This window comes from Butyrivibrio sp. AE2032, assembly GCF_000702965.1.
The window spans coordinates 955927-972907 of the sequence record NZ_JNLF01000005.1 but is presented as its reverse complement, the minus strand read 5'-3'; the positions used below and the strand labels follow the sequence as shown (position 1 = coordinate 972907).

The following is a 16981-nucleotide window of genomic DNA, read 5'->3' as shown; positions in this document are numbered from 1 at the left end:
TTTACTCCTTAAGTTTCATCATCGTCGATAATATCGATATCCTTGGGTTTGTCTTCCGTAAGTCCCGCCTCGTCGAGTTTATCGATCTTTGCAGAGCCTACGCTCGCGGTCTTTTCCTGTATCTGCTTCTTTGAGGGAAGCGCGTCCTTGATCATTCCGAATACGCTCTTGGGTCCCTGTACGTTCTTCAGGATCTTGTCCAGAGCCTTTATGAACTGTCCTGCCTGAGCTTTCGTGATGATGAGCGGGGGCGCGAGCCTTATCGTCGAGGTGCCGATGGCACTTACTAAGATTCCCATGGAGAAGAGCTGTTCACGCATTCCCTGTGCGGTGATCGTATCATCGAACTCGATGCCGATGAGAAGGCCTTTTCCTCTTACGGAACGGATGCAGTTATACTTTGATCTCAGCTTGTTCAGCTTCTCGAAAAGCTCTTCGCTGACTTCCCTTACGTTATCGATGATGCCGTCTTCCTCGATGGTCTCCATGACTGCGTTGCCTGCAGCGCATGCCAGGGGATTGCCTCCGAATGTGGAGCCGTGGTCTCCGGGCCTCATGCCTGTTGCTGCCTCATTCGTGCAGAGCATTGCGCCGATCGGAACGCCGCCGCCCAAACCTTTTGCGACGGTCATGATATCGGGAGCAACGCCGTAGTTCTGATAGCAGAACATCTTGCCGGTACGTCCGATACCCGTCTGAACCTCGTCGAAGATGAGCAGGATGCCCTTTTCGAGGCAGAGCTTCTTTACTGCCTGGATGTATCCGAGGTCAGCCGGATGTACTCCGCTCTCACCCTGTACAAGTTCGAGCATGATGGCTGCCGTCTTGTTTGTGACTGCCTCGATCATCGCGTCGATGTCGTTGTAGGGAACATGAACGAAGCCGGGAAGGTTAGGCTCGAACGGTCTTGAGAACTTGGACTGGCCTGTTGCGGCAACGGTTCCCATTGTCCTTCCGTGGAAGCTCATGTCCGCGGTGATGATCTCGTACTTATTTATATCCTTATAGTAGAAGTAGCTTCTTGCGAGCTTGATGGCAGCCTCGTTTGCCTCGGCGCCTGAATTGCAGAAGAATACCTTGTCTGCAAAGCTTGCGCGGCAGAGCCTGTAAGCCAGTTCTGATTTCTGGGGATTATAGTAGTAATTGCAGGCATGGATGATGTTTTTTGCCTGTGAGCATACTGCCGATGTGAGCTTCGGATGCCCGTAGCCCAGACAGTTTACGGCGATACCGCCGATCATGTCCAGATACTTTTTTCCTTCCGTATCGTAGAGATAGCATCCCTTTCCTTTAACGAAAGCTACAGGGAGGAGGCTGAATACCTGAAGACAATAGTTCTTGTCAAAATCCTGGATCAGGCTGAAATCATTTTCTATACTCATAATGTTCTTTTTTCTCCTTTACGATCATTGTGCCGATGCCGTTCTTGGTAAATGTCTCGAGAATAATAGAGTGAGGGATCCTTCCGTCTATTATGTGCGCACGGTCGACACCTCGCAATACCGTATCAAGGCAGCCTTCGATCTTCGGGATCATGCCGCCCTTGATAATGCCCTCCTCGACGAGATCCTTGATGTCTTTCTCGTCCAAAACCGGAATGATATAGTCCGAACCGTCTTCCAGTTTTCTTAATACGCCGCCGACGTCAGTCAGTGTGATGAGCTTTGAAGCGCCCAAAGCAACTGCGACTTCGGCTGCTACAGTATCCGCATTAATGTTGTAGCTCTCGCCGTTCTTGCCGACTCCGATGGGAGCGATGACGGGGATGTACTCGTCATTGGCGAGCATAGAGATAACCTTTGTGTTGATCTTTTTGATCTTGCCTACGTAACCGATATCGATGGGATTGCCATCTGCATCTTCGGTCAGCTTCTCTGCCTCGATGAGATTTCCGTCGATACCGGAAATGCCGATCGCCTTTGCGCCTTTGCCGCAGAGAACGGATACGATGTCCTTGTTTGTCTTACCGATAAGAACCATCTGGGCATATCCCATGGTCTCATCGTCCGTATACCTCAGTCCGTTGACGAAGTGGGATTCCTTATTGACTTTGTTCAGCATGTCGCTGATGTCGGGACCGCCGCCGTGAACGATCACGGGGTTGATGCCGATGTATTTGAGGAGCGTGATATCATCCATGACGGACTGCTTGAGATCTTCGTTTATCATGGCATTTCCGCCGTACTTGATAACGAAGGTCTGCCCCCTCATCTTCCTGATGTAGGGAAGTGATTCGATGAGAATAGACGCCCTGTCGACGTTGTTCTTCATGTCGCCCGTGATAACGGGATTTTCTTTCTGTCCTGCCATTGTCAGATACCTCTTACTATATTCTTGAGTCCGGCCGTCTCATCGAGACCGAACATTACATTTGCCGCCTGGATTGCCTGAAGAGCTGCGCCCTTGCCGAGATTGTCCTGTGCCGTAAAGAGCTTGATGATGCCCGTCTCGGGATCGAAAACGCCGTTTACGTCGATATAGTTGGAGCATGCTACGGCTTTAACGTCGGGAAGCTCTTTTCCTGAAAGGACTCTTACGAATGTCTCGTCCTTATAGAACTCTTTATATATCTCATTTATCTTTTCGGATGACACATCATTGAATGCTGCGGAGGGCTTGGCGTAAACGCTTGCGAGCATTCCTCGCTTGAAGGGTGCCAGGTGTGGAGTGAAGGTGACCTTGATGTCTCCCGGTTTCTTTCCCGCGAGAAAAGAGCACTGCTCAGAGATCTCCGTCGTATGGCGGTGTCCGACTGCGCCGTAAGGCTTGAATGATTCGTCGAGTTCGCAGAATGCATAAGCGAGATCGGCTTTTCTGCCTGCGCCGCTTACTCCGGATGTCGCATCGATGATGATGGAATCCTCTTCGATGAGGCCTGCCTTGAGAAAGGGGGCCAGAGCGATGAGCGAACATGTCGGATAGCATCCCGGATTTGCAACGAGCTTTGCGGTCTTGAGCTGCTCTCTGTAGAACTCGGGAAGTCCGTATACCGCGGTCTCCAGAAGCTCAGGATTGGGGTGAGTGAGCTTATAGGACTTCTCGTAAGTCGTGAGATCCTTATATCTGAAATCTCCGCTGTGGTCTATGACCTTGCATCCTTCCTTGAGAAGCTCGGGAACGATCTTTGCGGATACCCCGTGGGGAAGAGCCGTGATGACAAGATCGGAATCTTTCGCGACCTCAGAATAGGGGAGATCTTCGCAGATATTGTCAACGATGCCGCGGAATTCCGGGTAGATGTCCGAATAGGGCTTGCCCGCGAAAGTCTGGCTCGTGAGATGGCGGAATCTGAAGACGGGATGAGCGGCAAAGCCTCTTACGAGCTCAGCGCCGACATATCCTGTGGATCCTATAATAGATACATACTTAACAGATTCTTCAATTGCCATATTTTTAGCCTCCGGTCAGGGCATGAGATACCTGCCCTTATGTGTGATTTATGCAATATAATGCATAAATATTCAAAAGTCAACAAAGTTGTGCATAAATAAAAACTTATTTATATGTCACTGATCCAATCCGCATAATATCGCAACAGGAGCCCCGCATGATCATCACGGAGCGTTTGGTAATCTAAAAGTAATAATAAATAAAGACCTTTTCGACGTTTTGGAGATAATTTGCACAATGCACAAAACCCCGAAAAATGCCCCAATTTATTGCATTTGCCTCTTTTTCTTGTACAACACACACAAAATAATTCAAAGCCAATTGATATATTTACCAAGCGGGGCATTTTACTATGCCAAATTACTCCCGCTTTTTTTGGGAAATGTGCCATATAGTAAAGAAAATTGCGTTTTGATACTATTCTCGTAGTTATCACGCCCACTTTCGGATGGGCACACTATTTGGAGGTTATAAGTTATGGCAAGTTTATCTTTCCAGCACGTTTACAAGAAGTATGAAGGCGGCGTTGTCGCAGTTTCAGATTTCAATCTTGACGTAGCAGATAAGGAATTCGTTATCCTCGTTGGCCCTTCCGGATGCGGTAAGTCTACAACACTCCGTATGCTCGCCGGTCTCGAAGATATTTCAGAGGGTGAGATCTATATCGACGATCGTTGTGTAAACGACGTTCTCCCTAAGGACAGAGACATCGCAATGGTTTTCCAGAACTACGCTCTCTATCCTCACATGTCAGTTCGTGACAACATGGCATTCGCTCTTAAGCTCAGAAAGATGCCTAAGGACGAGATCAACCGCCGTGTTCAGGAAGCAGCTAAGATCCTTGAGATCGAGCACCTCCTCGACAGAAAGCCTAAGGCTCTCTCCGGTGGTCAGCGTCAGAGAGTTGCTCTCGGCCGTGCTATCGTTCGTGACCCTAAGGTCTTCCTCATGGACGAGCCTCTCTCAAACCTCGACGCTAAGCTCCGTGTACAGATGCGTGTCGAGATCACAAAGCTCCACCACAGACTCAAGACAACCTTCGTCTACGTTACACACGACCAGACAGAGGCTATGACGATGGGTACCAGAATCGTAGTTATGAAGGACGGTTTCATCCAGCAGGTTGACTCTCCTACGGAGCTCTATGACAACCCGGTCAACACATTCGTTGCAGGATTCATCGGAATGCCTCCTATGAACTTCATCAATGCTGTTCTCAACGTTGAAGGTTCCGACGTATTCGTTTCTTTCGAGAACGTTGCTATCAAGCTCCCTGAGAGATATGCAGTTGAGGAAGTTATGGAGCGTGACGGTCAGGAAGTTATCTTCGGTGTAAGACCTGAGGCTATCACAGACGATATTACATACGTTACAGATCACCCTGAGTCCGCTTTCACAGCTGACGTCGACGTCGTCGAAATGCTCGGTGCTGAGACATATCTCTATGTCACAGTCAACGGCTCACTCCCGCTCACATGCCGCGTTGACCCTACAACATCCCAGTCAGCAGTTGGTCAGGTTGTAGACCTCGCAGTAGACTCTAACCGTATCCACCTCTTCGATAAGGATACTGAGCAGAGCATCATTTCTTAATAATCAATCTTTAGAACCTCAAACAAGGGCTGTCTCAAAAGTGAATGTTTCACTGTTGAGACAGCCCTTTTGATTGCCCGCTTATGTGGCAAATCAATGTCAAAATCTCTGCTCGCTTGCACCTTAAAGCGAAAAATAATATCATTTAATGTAGCGTTTTAGGCGTTCTTATTGAATTCTTGATGAGGTGAAAGCCATGGAAGAGATAAAGAAATGTATGCGTCAGGTAAAAACGATCATCTCCGTAAACTGCGGCGTGATCGATACGGCAGGAAAGATCCTGGCTGCGACGAATGAGGTCGGTGAAGATGAGATCGATCCTTCCTTCAGAGCAGTCGTATCCTCGGACAATCTTTTCGCTTCGACAGCAGACAGGACATATCTCAAGGTTTTCATTGGTGAACAGCTTAAATATATCCTTTATATAGAGAGCACCGATCCGGATGCCAAGATCTCTCTGCAGCTTATTGCGGAGTGGATGAAGACTCTGGTCAAGGAAAAGGGCACTGACGCGGAGAAGGCCATCTTCATCCGTAACGTGCTGCTCGATAACGAGATCAGGAGCGAAGTCCCCATGATCGCCAGAGGATATAAGATCGACTGCAACGATCCTAGACTCGTTCTCGTCGTAAGAACTGCAACGGAGCAGAGTGCCGAAGCATTCGAGATACTCCAGAATCTTTATACTGATTCGGATGTTGCGACAGTCATCTCCATGGATGATACGACGGCGATCGTCATAATTGACGCGCTCGAATCACAGGTAAGCGAGGAGTCCAGGGACAGTTTCATCGAAGAGACATCACAGTCCGTACTGGCATGCCTTACATCGGAAGGCTGCAAGGCCAAGGTTGCGGTAGGTTCCGTAGTAGGCTCCTTCATGGACATAAGCAAGTCATATTCCGATGCCATGACGGCATTAAAGGTCAGCAAGATCTTCGACGGTGAATCAGACCTGTCGAGATATGACAAGCTGGGACTCGGCAGACTTATCTATCAGCTCCCCAAGCCCCTCTGCGAGATGTTCATCAGAGAGGTTTTCCCTAACGAGGCTTTCAAGCAGCTGGATGAGGAGACAAGGACCACGATCGATACGTTCTTTGCCAATGACCTCAACGGATCCGAGACTTCAAGAGAATTATTCGTTCACAGGAACACGCTCGTATACAGACTCGAAAAGGTTAAGACCAAGACAGGCCTTGACCTGAGAAAATTTGATGATGCGGTACTCTTTAAGATGGCGACCATGGTCAGGACCTATATCGACTATCTTAACGATACCAATGACAACAAGATAAGGTAATAGGAATTGATCGATTTTATTGACGTTGAAAAGACTTACAGGTCGGGAGTTGAAGCTTTAAAGGGCGTCAGCTTCACTATAGAAGACGGTGAATTCGTCTTTGTAATCGGAAAATCAGGCTCAGGCAAGTCGACACTCCTCAAGTGCATAACATGTGAGGAGAGACCGACTTCAGGAAAAGTAACCATAGACAACTTCGACATCTCCCACATGAGCCGTGCGCTCGTGCCTGTCCTGCGCCGCAGGATCGGCATGATCTATCAGGATTTCCGTCTCATCGAGACGAAGACCGTTGCGGAGAATGTCGCTTTCGCGGGCGAGATCATAGGCGTTCCGAAGCAGGACCTCATGAACACGGTCCTGATCTGTTTATCCGTAGTAGGACTTAAAGACAAGGCAGACTGCTATCCGCAGGAGTTATCGGGCGGTGAGCAGCAGAGAGTCGCAATAGCCAGGGCCATGGTAAACAACCCAAGCCTCATCGTTGCCGACGAGCCTACGGGAAACCTTGACCCCGAGACATCGGAAGCCATCATGGCGATGCTCCTGGAGATCAACAGGAATGGCGGCACGACGGTAATCATCTGTACTCACGACAGTGCGATGGTCGACCGTATGAAGCAGCGCGTTATCGAGATCGAAGACGGTCTCATCTCAAGAGACGAAAAGAAGAGCGGATACAGAGGCGATCAGGCAGCTGACCACGAAGCATACATGCCGCCTGTTGCAAGAACATCTTACTACGCAGGAAAAGAGGAAGTCAGCGGCATTGCGTTCGGCGATGACGAAGCGTACAGCGACAACTACGACGATGCAGAGTATCAGCCTGCAGAGACCGTAAGTCCGGCTCCCGGTTTCGTTTTCGGTGACGATGCAAACGGCGCTGCGACAGTGAGCGCACCCGTCGAAGAACCTTTCAAAATGGATGAAGAGGAGATAACCCCGCAGGATAAAGCCCCTGAATCTGTCCCGGAAACAAAGATAGAGGACATCCCGTCAGAGGAGATCCCTGTTGAGGACGTGAAGATGGAGGAAGCTCCCGCGGCAGCTGAGGAAGAAACTGGAGCTCCGGTCGAGGAGCCTTTCATAGCTTTCGGTGATGAGGTGAAGTCTGAGCCTGCAGCTGCTGAGGTAAATGCTCCCGCGGAAAAGGAAACAGATCCCGACATCACGGCTGATGACGCTCTGACTTTCCCGAGTGAAGAGACATATACCGCGTCAAAAGACAATAAGCGCGAAGAAAAGAAAAAGTCGCGCGAGGACAGGCTCGCCCAGAAGGAAGCCAGACGAAAAGAAAAACTCGACAAAAAGAAAAAGGTCAGAAGAACGGACTTCATGCCCGGAAGCGACATAGACATTTTCCCGGAGGATGAAGAATAATGACTGCAAGAGCGTTTTTCAATTCTATAAGGGAAGGTTTCCGCGGTATCATCAGACACCCGCTGGTAACTATGGCTTCCATTACAACGATCATGATGATGCTCATAATCATGGGCGCGTTCTATATGTTCTCGGTCAACGCGAGACTTATCACGACTAAGCTGGCTCAAAGGCCGCCTATCGAAGTCTACATGAATCTCCAGTGCACCGAGGAGGAGAGAAACCAGGTCGCTCAGAACCTGGCAAACAATCCGGATATCATAGAGTTTACGGCAGCTTCGCCGCTGCAGAACTACGAGGAATTCAAGAGCAATCTCGGAACTTCTTCATCGATCCTGGATGATTTCGATTACAACATGTATCTTCCTTATACATTCAGTTTAAGGCTGTCCGATCCTTCGCTGGCAGACAAGGTCTGTGCGGAAGTCGCGACATACACCGGAGTCGCAAAGGTCGCGCAGGAGAGCAATGTCATGAGCTTCCTTACAAGGGCTTCGAGGATTGTCAACATTACGACGGCCGTATCATTTATCGTATTGTTCATCATCGCGCTGTTCATCATCTCGAACATGGTACGTATCTCCGTTTACTCGAGAGCGAACGAGATCGAGATCATGAAGTTCGTCGGTGCGACCAACAACTATATAAGACTTCCTTATATTACCGAGGGAGCGATAGTAGGACTTTTCAGCGCGATATGTTCGTGGGCGATCACGACTCTCGTTTACCACCAGGTATACGACAAGGCAATGAGTTCGATCGACCCCGGAAGTTTCTATGCTCTGGCTACGACCAGATCTTTAATGTGGCATGAACTGGTAATTCTTTTACTTATGGGACTGATAATCGGAGCTGTCGGAAGCGGCATCTCGGTACGCAAGTACATCAAAGTGTGAGGCGCATTATGGAAAAGACAGAGAAGTTAATGAAAGAGAATACTAAAAAGACAAGGATCTGGCGCAGAATATCCATGCTCGGCGTAGCGCTGCTCGCAGGCATCATCTGCACGACATCAGGTTCCTGGATCACTTCACAAAAGGTAATTGCCGTCGGCGGCATCCCTGTGATCACCAATGCGGTTTCGAAAGAAGACATCGAGAACGCAAAGAAGAAGAGAGATGAGGCCAGGACACAGGCCAAGAAGGCTGCCAGCATGGTCGAAGATCTCAAGGACCAGAAGAGCGATCTCCAGGGTGAGCTTAAGAAGCTCAACGCTGCCAATGAAGAACAGCGCGCCCAGTATGAGATCATCGCGGCACAGCTCGAAGCTGCTCTTGAGGAAAAGGCAAAGGCTCTGGACGAGTTCCTTGAAGCCCAGGAGAATCTCGAGTATCAGCAGCAGCTCTTCACCGACAGGATCACCGTCATGTTCGAATATCAGAACAAGTCGACTCTGGAAGTCCTTTTGGAATCAGACAGCATTGCCGGCTTCTTTACGAACATGGAACTCATAACTCTCATCGCCGATGCTGACGCACAGGCGATCGACATGCTCCAGGTTGCATTGGATGACGCACAGCTCCAGGCTGATATCAAGCTCCAGTATGCTGAAGAGATGCAGGGAGTCGCAGATGAGAAGCAGAAGCAGCTCGATGAACTGGCTGCCCTCATCGGAACTACAGAATCAACTCTTGAAGACGTAAATACAAGCATCGATTCATGGGAAGCAAAGGAAGACGAGCTCGAAGCTTACGCTGATTCCCTCGATAAGGAGATCAAGAAGCTTCAGGACCAGTACGCAAAAGAACATCCGGTTTCCGGCGGTTCAAAGACAACCGGCGGCGTTACGTTCAGCTGGCCCACATATTGTCATTCAATAACATCCTATTTCGGAAACAGGATTCACCCCGTTTACGGTACAACGAAGTTCCACGGCGGCATCGATATCGGTGCGGGTTACGGAGATAAGATCATGGCTGCTGCGGCAGGCACGGTCATCTATGTAACCGAGCCTTACGAGGGCTGCAACAAGGGCGGCTCCGGATACGGCAACTACTGCATCATCGACCACGGCAACGGATACGCGACACTTTACGGACACGCAAGAGACATCTATGTCAGCGAAGGCCAGTATGTCAGTGCAGGCCAGTCGATAGGCGAAGTCGGAAGCACCGGTACATCAACGGGCGCACATCTCCATTTCGAGGTCCGTCTGAACGGCGAAAAGAAGAACCCTCTGAACTATCTGCCTTAAGACATCATGGAAGAAAGTTTCTACGACATTCTTGCAGCGCATTATGACGTGCTCCAGCTGAACGGCGACGGCTCGTGGGGTCCTTATATCCACGGCCTCATCACCGATTTCTGCAGGATAAAGGATCCTTCGGTTACGGATCTCGGATGCGGCACGGGCATGATCACCAACTATCTCGCTTCAAAGGGACTTTCCGTTACGGGCGTCGATCTTTCGCCCGACATGCTGAGCATGGCTTCTTCCGGTGATGAGACGGGAACTGTTACCTGGGTATGTGCCGACATTACTTCATATGAAGGCCCTTCCTGCGGCTGCTTTATCTCCACGATGGATACCATAGGTCACATCACGGACGAAAAGGCTCTTGCCGGTATGTTTACGTGTGTTTCCTCGCTCCTTGAGGAAGGCGGAGTGTTCATACTCGATGTCACCACCAGGAAACATTTCGAGTCTTCACTCGGAGAAAACGTTTTTTATGAGGACTATGAGGACTTTACGCTCCTCTGGGTCAATCACTACGATAAGGAAAACAGGATCAATCACGCCGAGATGACTCTTTTCGAGCTGACGGAAGATGATCTTTACGAGAGATACGACGGCGAGCTTACTGCCAGATTCTATTCCCGCGAAGAGATAGAAGGGATGGCTTCGAAAGCCGGACTCAAAAAGCTTGCCCTGTTCGGTGATCTTAACAGAGAAGCGCCGGGCGATGAAGATGAGCGTATCTTCTACGTTTTCGGCAAATAAGGACCGGCTATGTCAGACAACGCATATTATGTTCCGGGCGCGCCCCAAGACCTGAAAAAAGACCACATCGTCAGAGCCGAAGGCCTGGGCGGTCTTGTAAAATGTCTCTGCGTAAGGACGACTGCGGTCTGCGAGACAGCAAGGGTCATGCATCAGATGAGCCCTGCGGCAACGGCTGCTCTCGGACGTTTTATGACGGGTTCCATCCTTATATCCGAATCGATGAAGAACGAAAATGACACCCAGACCACCATTATCAGGGGAGACGGACCGCTGGAGGGCATGACTTGCGTGACCGATTTCGGTTTCAAGGTAAGGGCATACCCCATGGAACCCGTGGTCCCGACCGAATACCACAAGCCCGGAAAGATCAATGTGGGCGCGGCTGTGGGAAAAGGAAGCCTGACTGTCGTAAGGGACATAGGACTGAAAGAGCCGTATGTCGGAGTTTCCGAACTAATCTCCGGTGAGATAGCCGAGGACTTTGCTTACTATCTTGCCAAGTCCGAGCAGACCAAGTCGATAGTTTCTTTGGGCGTACTGCTCTCGAAAGGGCAGGTTACCGAAGCGGGCGGACTCATGATCCAGCTCCTTCCGGGTGCCGGGGAAGATGAGATCTCATATCTCGAAAAGAGGGCTTCGGGATTCCCGGAGATATCTTTCCTCTTCAGCGAAGGCTTTACTCCTGCACAGATAATAGATCTTTTCATGGGGGATCCCGACCTTAAGTATCTTGACGGTCAGGAAGTTGAGTTCAAGTGCAACTGCAGCAGGGAAAGAATGCTCTCAGGCCTTGCCGCTCTGGGCAAAAACGACATTGAAGAGATCACAAAAGACGGCAAGCCGGTGGAGACCGTATGCAGATTTTGCAACAGTAAATATGTATTTGAGCCTGAAGAGCTTAAAAATATAGGCAAAAACTGAAAAAAGTGCTTGCAAAACCCCAGACATGATAGTAGAATACCATTCGCACGCGTCTAAAACAGGGTGTATTCTGCCCTGAAAAACGGGTGATAAGGCTTAGATAACGGAGATTGCCACGAGGTGAGGCGCCGGCTGCGCATTTGCTCACGAGGTGGGGAACTTCGAAGGAGCCGAAGGCGGAGGATACGATCCGATGCCGTCTCGGGACTCAGGTCCGGAGAGCCTGCAGCAGTACATACTGCCCAGAGAACCAAAGTGCCGCCAACAGGTGGTAACTGGATAGTCTGGGTTTTTGAATGGAAGGACAGGACACTCCCGCTAGGGTTGAGAGAAAAAAGAAATACAGCTTATAGAAGGAGGCCAACAAAATGGCAGCAAAGACAACAATGGTCAGGATCAAGCTCAAGGCTTATGATCACAAGATCCTCGATGAGAGCGCAAAGCTTATCGTAGATGCACTTGCTCGTGACGATGCAAGCTTCTCCGGTCCTATCCCGCTCCCTACTGAGAAGGAGATCATCACTATCCTCCGTTCACCTCACGTAAACAAGGATTCACGTGAGCAGTTCGAACAGAGAACTCACAAGAGGATCATCGACGTCTACACACCGTCCTCACAGACGATGGAAGACATTGGAAAGCTTGACATGCCCGCAGGCGTTACTATTCAGGTAACAATCAAGTAATAACGCCCAAGGCTTAAATCGGTTTTTAAGGATTGCCAAGCCCTAAGAACCGAGGTCACGTTCTTCGGGAAACCGTTGAACCAATAACCTAATAGGAGGAAAGAACTTTATGACGAAATTCATCATTGGCAGAAAGTCCGGCATGACACAGTTGTTCGATGACAACGGCAACGTTATTCCGGCAACCGTTATAAGCTGCGAGCCTATGTACGTGCTCCAGAACAAAACGGTAGAGACTGACGGATACAAGGCCTGCAAAGTAGGCACAGGTTCCATCAGAGCAAAGCTTGTAAACAAGCCTGACGCAGGACAGTTCAAGAAGGCTGACGTTGAGCCTAAGAGAATCATCCGCGAATTCACACCCGACGAGGAGTACAGCCTCGGACAGGAGATCAAAGTATCCGATATGTTCGCAGTCGGCGACAAGGTTGACGTAAGCGGCGTATCCAAGGGTAAGGGTTTCCAGGGCAACATCAAGCGTCACGGACAGAAGGGTGGTCCTTCCGGTCACGGCTCCATGTATCACAGAAGAGTCGGTTCCATGGGCGCTACTTCCACACCCGGTAGAGTCGTACCCGGTAAGAAGATGCCTGGACATATGGGCGCAGTTAACTGCACAGTACAGAACCTTAGCGTTGTCATGGTAGACGGCGAAAGAGGAATCCTCGTAATCAGAGGAGCTATCCCCGGTCCTAAGGGCGGCATCGTAACAGTACAGAATACTGTTAAGGCATAAGACGGAGGAACATAATAATGGCTAAAATTGATGTTAAAGATTTGACAGGTGCCGTTAAGGGTTCCATCGAGCTTTCCGATGAGATTTTCGGCATCGAGCCCAACGAAGTTGCAATGTCTACAGTAGTTAGAAACCAGCTTGCAAATAAGAGACAGGGCACACAGAAGACAAAGACAAGAAGCGAAGTATCCGGCGGCGGTAAGAGACCTTACAGACAGAAGGGTACCGGTCGTGCACGTCACGGTTCAACAAGATCCGCACAGTATGTTGGCGGCGGAATCATCTTTGGACCCAACCCCAGATCATACAGCTACACAGTACCTAAGAAGGTTAAGAGACTTGCTCTTAAGTCAGCTCTCTCTTCCAAGGTTGCTGATCAGAAGATGATCGTTATCGAGGACATGAACCTTGATGAAGTAAAGACAGCTACAGTTGCTAAGGCTCTCAAGGCCATCGGCGCCGGCGAGTCTTCTCTCATCGTTCTCGAGGGCGTTAACAGGAACGCAGAGCTTTCTGCAAGGAACATCAAGGATGTTAAGACAGCTTTGGTCAACACGATCAACGTTATGGACATCCTCAAGTATGACAGCTTTGTAGCTACTAAGGCTGCAGTTGAGAAGATCGAGGAGGTGTACAAATAATGAAGTCACCCTATGATGTAATCATTAAGCCCATCATCACAGAGAAGACGATGGCTATCACAGAAGAGGGCAAGTACACATTCGTAGTTGCACCCGACGCTGAAAAGCCCGAGATCAAGGCTGCAGCTGAGAAGCTCTTCGGTGTAAAGGTACTTTCCGTTAACATCGCAAATTACGACGGTAAGGTAAAGAGACTCAGAAACAAGCCCGGCAAGACAGCAGCTTACAAGAAGGCAGTCGTTACGATCGCTACAGATTCCGTTGAGGGTACATACCTCGGCAAGGGCGGCAAGGCTGTAAAGACCGGCGCAAAGAACAAGACATCAATCGAAGAATTCGGTTTTGGTCAGTAATGTAATCAAGGAGAGATATAAAAATGGCAGTAAAAACATTTAAACCTACTTCTCCCGCAGTTCGTGGAATGGCCATAGCTGACTATTCCGTTCTTACAAAGAAGGACCCGGAGAAGAGCCTTCTTAAGTCCAGGAAGAAGACTGGCGGCCGTAACTCTTATGGCCGTATCACGGTTCGCCATATCGGCGGCGGTAACCGTACAAAGCTCAGAGTTATCGATTGGAAGCGTGACAGAGTAGGAATCCCTGCAACAGTCAAGGCTATCGAATACGATCCTAACAGAACAGCTTACCTGGCACTCATCCAGTATGTTGACGGCGTTAAGTCCTACATTCTTGCTCCCGAGGGCCTCAAGGTAGGTCACAAGGTTGAGAGCGGCCCGGATGCAGATATCCTCAACGGCAACGTTCTTCCCATCTCTTCCATCCCGGTAGGTACAGTTATCTGCTGCGTAGAGATGAATCCCGGCAAGGGCGCTCAGCTCGTAAGAACTGCAGGCGCTTCCGCCCAGCTAATGGCTAAGGAGAACGGCTATGCTCAGATCCGTCTTCCTTCCGGTGAAGTTAGAATGGTTCCCGAGAAGTGCCGCGCAATGATCGGTTCCATCGGCAATGCCGAGCACGAGAACGTTAAGCTCGGTAAAGCTGGTAAGTCCAGACACGCAGGTGTAAGACCTGCAGTTAGAGGTGTCGTAATGAACCCTAATGACCACCCTCACGGCGGTGGTGAAGGTAAGTCACCTATCGGTCTTCCCGGCCCTGTTACACCTTGGGGTGTTCCTACACTTGGTAAGAAGACACGTAACAAGAAGAAGCAGTCCGGTAAGTATATTGTTAAGTCGAGAAAGGCATAAGGAGGCAGTTCAATGAGTAGATCAACCAAAAAGGGCTATTACGTTCAGCCGGCTCTCATGAAGAAGGTCGAGGCTTTGAATGCAGCCAACGACAAGAAGATCGTTCAGACCTGGTCAAGAGCTTCTACGATTTTCCCTGAATTCGTCGGCCATACGATTGCTGTATATGACGGTCATAAGCATGTTCCGGTATACATTACCGAGGATATGGTAGGACATAAGCTCGGTGAGTTCGCTCCTACACGTAAGTTCGGCGGACACACGAGCAACGAGAAGTCCGCTTCTAACTCATAAGGAGGGTAAGTTCTGTGGAAAAGATTATTTTAAGCAGAGAGAATATTGAGAAGAACCGCGAGAAGATCCTCGAAGCTTATGCGGCTCCTTCCAAGTCTTCAAACAAGCTCCCCACTCCTACAAAGAAGCAGAAGAAGCTTCTCGGAATGGGAAGAGACAGAGGAACAGCTACCGCTAAGTACATCAGGATTGCTCCCCGCAAGGTAAGAGTAGTTGCTAACCTCATCAAGGGTAAGTCCTTAGATGAAGCATATGCTATCCTCACATACACACCCAAGGCAGCATCCCCTGTCATCGCTAAGGTTCTGAAGTCCGCTGAGGCTAACGCTGTTAACAACTTCGACCTTTCCAGAGACAAGCTCTATGTTGCAGAGTGCATTTCTAATCCCGGCCCCGTGCTCAAGAGATACATCCCCAGAGCAAGAGGTTCGGCAAGTTCGATCAAGAAGAGAACAAGTCACGTTACTGTAGTTCTCAAGGAAAGGGTATAAGGAGGTTTAAGCATGGGTCAGAAAGTTAACCCGAATGGACTTAGAGTAGGCGTTATCGATGACTGGAGCTCACACTGGTATGCCGACAAGAATACCTTTTCTGATTGTCTTGTCGAAGATCAGAAGATCCGTGAGTTCGTACTTAAGGCAGTAGAGCCTATCGCAAGAGGCAACGCCAAGAAGCCCGTAGACGAGAGCCGCACGAATGTTGCAGGCGTATCCAAGGTCATCATCGACCGTAAGGGCACAGACAGGATCAACGTTATAGTAAAGACAGCCCGTCCTTCGCTCGTAGGCGGAGACAAGGGTTCAGGCAGAATGGCTCTTAAGGACGCTCTTGAGAAGGAATTCAACAAGAACGTTGCTAAGGACAAGAAGAGAACATTCACTGTTGATATCGAAGTTATCAAGAACAGTGATACAGATGCACTCCTCGTAGCTCAGAACATCGCTTCTCAGCTCGAGAACCGTGCAAGCTTCAGAAGAGCCATGAAGAGAGCAATGCAGATGGCTATGAAGCAGCCCGGTGTTCTCGGAATCAAGACAAAGTGCTCCGGCCGTTTGGGCGGTGCCGAGATCGCAAGATCCGAGACATATCACGAAGGTACTATCCCGCTTCAGACACTCCGTGCCGATATCGATTACGGCTTCGCAGAAGCTAAGACAACATACGGCATCATCGGTGTAAAAGTCTGGATCTACAAGGGTGAGGTTTTCGGCCAGAAGAGCCAGTCAAAGAAGTCTGAAGGAGGAAAAGCTTAATGTTACTTCCTAAGAGAACAAAGTATAGAAAGCAGCAGAGAGGCCGCATGAAGGGCCAGGCTCACCGCGGCAACTTCGTCGCATACGGTGATTACGGTCTTGTAGCTCTCGAACCCTGCTGGATCAAGTCAAATCAGATCGAAGCTGCACGTATCGCGATCAACAGATACGTAAAGCGTGGCGGTAAGGTATGGATCAAGATCTTCCCTGACAAGCCGGTATCAAAGAAGCCTGCACAGGTCCGAATGGGTTCAGGTAAGGCAGCAAACGAGTACTGGTGCGCAGTAGTTAGGCCGGGCAGAGTTCTTTTCGAGATCGCAGGCGTTACTGAAGAGCAGGCAAGAGAAGCAATGAGACTTGCAGGACACAAGCTCCCTTGCAAGACAAAGTTTATCGCAAAGGTAAAGGAGGAAAGCGCAAATGAAGGTTGAAGAAATCCGCAAGATGTCTGACGAAGAGCTTTCAAATGAGCTCGCCTCTTTGAAGGAAGAACTCTTCAAGCTCCGCTTCCAGCATGCAACAAACCAGCTCGATAATCCGGCTCAGATTGCACAGGTTAAGCGTGATATCGCAAGAGTAATGACAATTCAGCGCGAGAAGCAGCTCGCTGCTAATAAGTAAGGAGGAGACGGC

18 protein-coding genes and 2 pseudogenes are annotated in these 16981 nt (G+C 49.5%); 17 read left to right on the top strand and 3 right to left on the bottom strand.

All coding sequences use genetic code 11. The annotated features are described in order from the left end of the window. Positions 1 to 8 precede the first annotated feature (8 nt). Genes BO18_RS22170 through argC form a run of 3 tightly spaced genes read right to left on the bottom strand, consistent with a single transcriptional unit; the run spans position 9 to position 3389 of the window. The gene (locus tag BO18_RS22170) at positions 9 to 1382 is read right to left on the bottom strand and encodes an acetylornithine transaminase (RefSeq protein WP_066738423.1); all 1374 of its coding nucleotides are present in this window, start codon (positions 1380 to 1382) and stop codon (positions 9 to 11) included. Beyond that, positions 1366 to 2310 (bottom strand): acetylglutamate kinase, encoded by a 945-nt coding sequence (gene argB / locus BO18_RS22165; RefSeq protein ID WP_330379616.1) that lies wholly within the window; start codon positions 2308 to 2310, stop codon positions 1366 to 1368. Before argB ends, BO18_RS22170 begins: the two co-directional genes overlap by 17 nt. A gap of 2 nt (positions 2311 to 2312) precedes the next feature. Next, entirely contained in the window at positions 2313 to 3389 is a 1077-nt protein-coding gene (argC, locus tag BO18_RS22160) for an N-acetyl-gamma-glutamyl-phosphate reductase (RefSeq protein ID WP_034449730.1), read from the bottom strand. Positions 3390 to 3867: 478 nt separating this feature from the next. On the opposite strand from argC, the gene BO18_RS22155 reads away from it, so the two are divergent. The 17 genes and pseudogenes from BO18_RS22155 (at position 3868) to rpmC (ending at position 16969) form a co-directional block, all read left to right on the top strand. Continuing rightward, positions 3868 to 4983, top strand: a complete 1116-nt coding sequence (locus tag BO18_RS22155; protein WP_028507475.1) for an ABC transporter ATP-binding protein — start codon at positions 3868 to 3870, stop codon at positions 4981 to 4983. A 196-nt stretch (positions 4984 to 5179) separates the two neighbouring features. Continuing rightward, positions 5180 to 6286, top strand: a complete 1107-nt coding sequence (locus tag BO18_RS22150) for a PucR family transcriptional regulator (RefSeq protein ID WP_034449728.1) — start codon at positions 5180 to 5182, stop codon at positions 6284 to 6286. Positions 6287 to 6292: 6 nt separating this feature from the next. Further along, positions 6293 to 6949: pseudogene (gene ftsE, locus BO18_RS36645) on the top strand (cell division ATP-binding protein FtsE); the annotation flags it as partial. 716 nt (positions 6950 to 7665) lie between these two features. Continuing rightward, positions 7666 to 8562 (top strand): permease-like cell division protein FtsX, encoded by an 897-nt coding sequence (gene ftsX, locus BO18_RS22140; RefSeq protein ID WP_034449727.1) that lies wholly within the window; start codon positions 7666 to 7668, stop codon positions 8560 to 8562. An 8-nt stretch (positions 8563 to 8570) separates the two neighbouring features. Further along, positions 8571 to 9860, top strand: coding sequence for a murein hydrolase activator EnvC family protein (locus tag BO18_RS22135; RefSeq protein WP_051689056.1), 1290 nt, complete (start codon positions 8571 to 8573; stop codon positions 9858 to 9860). A 6-nt stretch (positions 9861 to 9866) separates the two neighbouring features. Next, positions 9867 to 10607, top strand: coding sequence for a class I SAM-dependent methyltransferase (locus tag BO18_RS22130; protein ID WP_034449725.1), 741 nt, complete (start codon positions 9867 to 9869; stop codon positions 10605 to 10607). Positions 10608 to 10616: 9 nt separating this feature from the next. Further along, positions 10617 to 11531 (top strand): Hsp33 family molecular chaperone HslO, encoded by a 915-nt coding sequence (gene hslO / locus BO18_RS22125; protein WP_051689055.1) that lies wholly within the window; start codon positions 10617 to 10619, stop codon positions 11529 to 11531. Between the two features lie 368 nt (positions 11532 to 11899). Then, a complete protein-coding gene (gene rpsJ, locus BO18_RS22120) occupies positions 11900 to 12217 on the top strand; it encodes a 30S ribosomal protein S10 (RefSeq protein WP_034449724.1) in 318 nt (105 codons plus the stop codon). 109 nt (positions 12218 to 12326) lie between these two features. Continuing rightward, entirely contained in the window at positions 12327 to 12953 is a 627-nt protein-coding gene (gene rplC / locus BO18_RS22115) for a 50S ribosomal protein L3 (RefSeq protein WP_034449722.1), read from the top strand. Positions 12954 to 12970: 17 nt separating this feature from the next. Continuing rightward, positions 12971 to 13594 carry a 50S ribosomal protein L4 gene (rplD, locus tag BO18_RS22110; RefSeq protein WP_034449721.1) on the top strand — a complete coding sequence of 208 codons (624 nt, stop codon included), beginning with the start codon at positions 12971 to 12973 and terminating at the stop codon, positions 13592 to 13594. Beyond that, positions 13594 to 13854: pseudogene (gene rplW, locus BO18_RS22105) on the top strand (50S ribosomal protein L23); the annotation flags it as partial. The gene rplD and the pseudogene rplW, both read left to right, overlap by 1 nt. Before the next feature lie 116 nt (positions 13855 to 13970). After that, positions 13971 to 14801, top strand: a complete 831-nt coding sequence (gene rplB / locus BO18_RS22100) for a 50S ribosomal protein L2 (RefSeq protein WP_034449717.1) — start codon at positions 13971 to 13973, stop codon at positions 14799 to 14801. A gap of 12 nt (positions 14802 to 14813) precedes the next feature. Further along, positions 14814 to 15095 (top strand): 30S ribosomal protein S19, encoded by a 282-nt coding sequence (gene rpsS / locus BO18_RS22095; RefSeq protein ID WP_034449716.1) that lies wholly within the window; start codon positions 14814 to 14816, stop codon positions 15093 to 15095. Positions 15096 to 15109: 14 nt separating this feature from the next. Further along, a complete protein-coding gene (rplV, locus tag BO18_RS22090; protein ID WP_081861196.1) occupies positions 15110 to 15586 on the top strand; it encodes a 50S ribosomal protein L22 in 477 nt (158 codons plus the stop codon). Positions 15587 to 15598: 12 nt separating this feature from the next. Further along, complete coding sequence (gene rpsC, locus BO18_RS22085; protein ID WP_034449714.1) at positions 15599 to 16348, top strand: 30S ribosomal protein S3; 750 nt, start codon at positions 15599 to 15601, stop codon at positions 16346 to 16348. Further along, positions 16348 to 16779: a 50S ribosomal protein L16 gene (rplP, locus tag BO18_RS22080; protein WP_034449713.1), complete on the top strand. Its 432-nt coding sequence runs from the start codon at positions 16348 to 16350 to the stop codon at positions 16777 to 16779. The genes rpsC and rplP overlap by 1 nt, the downstream gene beginning before the upstream one ends. Continuing rightward, positions 16769 to 16969 (top strand): 50S ribosomal protein L29, encoded by a 201-nt coding sequence (gene rpmC, locus BO18_RS22075; protein WP_034449711.1) that lies wholly within the window; start codon positions 16769 to 16771, stop codon positions 16967 to 16969. Before rplP ends, rpmC begins: the two co-directional genes overlap by 11 nt. Positions 16970 to 16981 lie beyond the last annotated feature (12 nt).